The organism is Moorena sp. SIO3I6 (assembly GCF_010672095.1).
Window position 1 is genome coordinate 1 of sequence record NZ_JAAHHU010000361.1, and the last position, 4,364, is coordinate 4,364.

Annotated in this window: 5 protein-coding genes and 1 pseudogene; 3 read left to right on the plus strand and 3 right to left on the minus strand. The window is 43.7% G+C overall.

Going from position 1 to position 4,364, the window contains the following annotated elements:
* The coding region (rlmD, locus tag F6K49_RS36020) for a 23S rRNA (uracil(1939)-C(5))-methyltransferase RlmD (RefSeq protein WP_293104533.1) at positions 1-679 on the minus strand (679 nt) is incomplete at its 3' end.
* A gap of 320 nt (positions 680-999) precedes the next feature.
* Entirely contained in the window at positions 1,000-1,122 is a 123-nt protein-coding gene (locus F6K49_RS36025) for a hypothetical protein (RefSeq protein WP_293074907.1), read from the minus strand.
* Between the two features lie 24 nt (positions 1,123-1,146).
* On the opposite strand from F6K49_RS36025, the gene apcD reads away from it, so the two are divergent.
* Complete coding sequence (gene apcD, locus F6K49_RS36030) at positions 1,147-1,641, plus strand: allophycocyanin subunit alpha-B (protein ID WP_293074904.1); 495 nt, start codon at positions 1,147-1,149, stop codon at positions 1,639-1,641.
* A gap of 294 nt (positions 1,642-1,935) precedes the next feature.
* On the opposite strand, the gene F6K49_RS36035 is transcribed toward apcD, so the two are convergent.
* Entirely contained in the window at positions 1,936-2,067 is a 132-nt protein-coding gene (locus tag F6K49_RS36035) for a hypothetical protein (RefSeq protein ID WP_293074901.1), read from the minus strand.
* 65 nt (positions 2,068-2,132) lie between these two features.
* Between F6K49_RS36035 and F6K49_RS36040 the strand changes: the two are divergent.
* Both F6K49_RS36040 and F6K49_RS36045 read left to right on the plus strand, forming a co-directional pair.
* Positions 2,133-3,381 (plus strand): annotated as a pseudogene (locus F6K49_RS36040) (RNA-guided endonuclease TnpB family protein).
* A 202-nt stretch (positions 3,382-3,583) separates the two neighbouring features.
* Positions 3,584-4,006, plus strand: coding sequence for a hypothetical protein (locus F6K49_RS36045; RefSeq protein ID WP_293104541.1), 423 nt, complete (start codon positions 3,584-3,586; stop codon positions 4,004-4,006).
* Positions 4,007-4,364 lie beyond the last annotated feature (358 nt).

Genomic DNA, 4,364 nt, shown 5'->3' on the forward strand with positions numbered 1-4,364 from the left:
TGACCAAGGTCAGCAACATCTCGCCAGTCCGTTGTCCAATCTGTAACGAAAGGTGACGCAATCGTCCTTGGTGGCGGCTTTCGTTGTATATCGACCAACCCAATTGCTGAATATCCTGCTTAATTTCCCCTAGCAGAGGATTCAATCGCTGGTCTTGCACGGGGCATTGATTAAGATTAATCAGCTGGTGGCTACCTTTTTGGTAGTAACCCGCTTGAACTGAACCTGTTGCTGAGCGTTTAAGGGGATAGGTAGCTTTGTTTCGATAGCCCAAGGAAGAATCTGTGGTTAAGATTGGTGCTACGGCGGGTTCGCTAAATCCACCAATGCGTTTGAGGGCTTGAATCACCTGATTTTGCTTCGCCAACTGCTGATAGTCCCAGCTCACATGCTGCCATTGGCAACCACCACACTTATCCGCCACGATACATCTGGGATGAACACGATTAGGAGATTCCACCAACAGTTGGTGTAACTTACCATTGGCATAGTTAGGTTTGACCCTAATCAGGCGCACCAAAGCTTTATCCCCTGTGACAGTATCCGGAACAAAAACCACCCGATTTCCTAGCCGTCCAACGCCATCACCACTATCACTGAGGTCTGTAATCATTACCTCAATCAGTTGACCTTGTTGCCAACACTCAGGGCTGGGCTGATTAGTTATCATCATTGGCATCATATAGCACAGGGAATAGGGAGTAGGGAGTAGGGAGTAGGGAGTAGAGAGTACAGAGATCGGATTCAGTCGCTCATGGTAGAAATCCCCTCAGGTCGGCGCACCCCTCGCTACCTGTACAGTGCATTATTAAGGTACCTTAGTACTTATAGCCTTTGGTGAGCAGTTTTGCGTAAATCCTGATAGTTTTGTTTTAATACGAGCTACAGATGCCAAGAGGGGGCAACGGATGGTTCGAGGGGATGTGAAGGATCTGGTAAGAGGGGAAAGAGAATATCGATGGCAGCAAACATGCATCGGTTTTGCTCTATTTGTTGATCTTATGCCCAATGCCCTTCCGTTGTGTCACCCCAAGTCGGTAAACTACTAATTAACAGTTCTGGCAACAAGTCCCGAGCTAAAATCTGTAATTTAGCTCGGGATGAATTGCCTGAGTAACTCAATAAAAAACTCCATAAACTAATAACATGAGTGTAGTTAGTCAAGTCATTCTCAATGCCGATGACGAGCTGAGATACCTCAGCTCTGGTGAACTCAAAAGTATCAATGATTTTTTGCAAACCGGTGAGCAGCGATTGCGCATTGTTGCCACCCTGTCGGAAAATGAAAAAAAGATTGTACAAAAAGCCAGCAGTCAGCTATGGCAGAAACGCCCTGACTTCATAGCACCAGGAGGGAATGCCTATGGTCAGCGTGAACGCAATCAGTGTTTACGGGACTATGGTTGGTACTTGCGCTTGGTCACCTATGGTGTGCTTGCTGGTGATCAGAAACCTATTGAAGACATTGGTATCATCGGGGCAAGAGAAATGTATAATGCCCTAGGTGTGCCAATGGCAGGGATGTCAGAAGCCATGAATTGCTTAAAAGAGGCATCTTTGGGAATCCTAACCGATGAGGATGCTGAGCTGACAGGTCCCTTCTTCGATTACATTATTCAAGCAATGTCTCCTAAGTCCTAAGGTAAGCTATCAGCTATCAGCTAATGCGCTACGCGCACGCATGCGCGTTCAGCTTATGGGCATAGGGCAAGCTACACTGAACAGCTTTTGAATAAAACAGGTAAGCATTCGTTTAATCTCTGTTACGTCAGCTGACAGCTGATAGCTGGCGGCTGACAACTGACCTCCTAAGTCATTGGTGATTAGTCATTAGTCATTGGTCATTGAATACTAGGATATGGTTAATTGTCCATGGTCAATTAACAATTAGCCATTAACAATTAACAATTAACAAAATACTAATGATTAATGACCTCAAATCCCACGCATTTTAGTCGTGGGATTCTTTAACAAAAACTCGCGGAATTCCCCAACCTCTACGTTCGCGTAGCGTGGCCTACGGCCAAGGAGGTTGGGGATAGATAGCGAGCCAGGAATTTGAGGCAACACCTTGACACCTTACTGTGAACTCTACATAATAGTAAGTAAGGTCGATAACAGGGTTGAGTGCAATGAAACATAAAGCCGTCAAAGTCAGAATCTATCCCACAAAAGAACAAGTAATGATACTAGCTCAGCACTTTGGATGTGCTCGCTGGTGGTGGAATTATGCATTGAATCAATGTATAGAAACCTACAAAGAAACGGGAAAAGGACTGAAGCAATCTGCACTCAACTCTATGTTGCCGAAACTCAAAAAAGAAAAAGAGACTGAATGGCTAAAAGAATGCTACTCTCAGGTTTTACAATCTGTGAGCTTGAATCTTAGTCGTGCCTATCAAAACTTTTTTGTTCGCGTAGCGTGGCCAATAGGCCAAGGAAGAGCAAAATACCCTAGATTCAAGTCATATCATCATCGCCAGTCAATCCAGTATCCCCAAAATGTAAAACAGGTGGGCAATAGCCTAAAGTTCCCAGGAAAATTAGGAGTTGTTAAAGCTGTAATTCATCGACCATTAGAAGGGGAAATTAAGACTGTAACAGTAAGCTTTGACCCTTCTGGCAAGTATTACGCTTCTATTCTAGTGGAATACGAATCAACAGAGGTTAAAGTATCTCAAGAAGGGAACGTGATTGGCATTGACTTGGGCATCAAGGATTTTGCGATTACCTACGATGGCGAGAATAATTCTAAATTTGGCAATCCCAAACACTTAGCTAAATACGAAAAGAAATTAGCTAAAAAACAACGTATCGCAGCCCGTAAAAAGAAGGGCAGCAATGGTTGCAAAAAAGCGCGCAAAATTGTAGCTAAGGTATACGAACGTATTGGAAATGTCCGCCAAGACTATCTGCACAAGCTATCTAGAAAGATAGTAGATCAAAATCAAGTGGTAGTAGTCGAGAACTTAAATGTCAAGGGCATGCTGTGCGCTACGCGCACGCTTCGCGAACGTAACCACAAATTAGCTAAAGCAATATCTGACCTGGGTTGGGGAACTTTTGTAAATTTCCTTTCTTATAAATGCGAAAAAGAAGGAAAAATATTGCTCGAAATAAACCGGTGGTTTCCCAGCTCTAAAACTTGCTCTAATTGTCATTACCGAATCAAAGAGTTACCACTAGATGTAAGGTCTTGGACTTGCCCAAACTGTGGCAGCCATCATGATAGGGACGGTAATGCAGCTAAGAACATGTTTAGCAGAAGGTATCAGAATGCTATCCTCCTCTGGGACGGGGGAGGTCAACGCCAGGGTCGAAGAAGTAAGACCAAAACGAGGACGTCCATCCAAGTTGAGGTGCGACCCGTGGCGAATTTAATTCGCCGACGGAAAGCGCACCTTCGGCATTCTTCCGTGTTCGCGTTCGCGCAGCGTCGCCTACGGCGAAAGCGTGGCCAAAGGCCAAGCTGGAAGCCCCTACCTCAATGAAGTAGGTCGGGGTAGTTCACATGTGGTTAATCAAAAAATTGCCCTGGCTTTCATTATCAATTCTTCTGTTAAGCCATAGTATTTTTGGCTGGATGATATCTGTTGAATGTCAGGAATTGAGTTGGGTAGAACAGACTACATCAGGATCACATCTTTCCTTATTTAACGTATCGGTATGGCTCTGGCTGATCGGAGCCGTTTATATCTTGTTGATGGCTTTGGCTATAACTGCTCCAGTGTATCAGATTAGAAAATTGTACGGGACTTGGATGAAATCTGATGCTAAAGCTTTTGTTTCCGTAATTTTCAGCTCTTTCCTAGGCGTTATCATCCTGCGCTGGATTCATTATTCTAGCCGTATCCTGGTGCTGATTGCTGCTGCTGCCTTAACCAGATTAGATCTTCAAACAGAAGGATACGGTGAATGGCAGGCTTTCTGGATTATCTGTGGGGTTTCTCTAACAGGTTTTAGTGTAGGGTTATTACTAAATCAGTTACTAATAGCAATTATATAGCCATGTTGATAGAAATGAGTGTCGTTTTTTTGGTAATGGGTAATGGGTAATGGGTAATGGCGATATCCGAGTCGTCAACCTTAAACCTTCTAACCTTAAACCTTCTAACCTTAAACCTTAAACCTTCTAACCTTCTAACCTTCTAACCTTAAACCTTCTAACCTTAAACCTTCTAACCTTCAACCTTCTAACCTTCAACCTTCTAACCTTCTAACTAACCTTCTAACCTTCAACCTTCTAACCTTCTAACCTTCTAACCTTAAACCTTCTAACCTTAAACAATAAACACTATTAATCTGTCTGGGGCAGTTTAATTTGAACTGCTCCTTCTGGTGTGATGATAACTTTACCACCTAGG

What these genes read in the sequence shown, in the direction of transcription:
- apcD (WP_293074904.1), top strand. Translation starts at nt 1,147, where the DNA reads ATGAGTGTAGTTAGTCAAGTCATTCTCAATGCCGATGACGAGCTGAGA.
- F6K49_RS36045 (WP_293104541.1), top strand. Translation starts at nt 3,584, where the DNA reads ATGATATCTGTTGAATGTCAGGAATTGAGTTGGGTAGAACAGACTACA.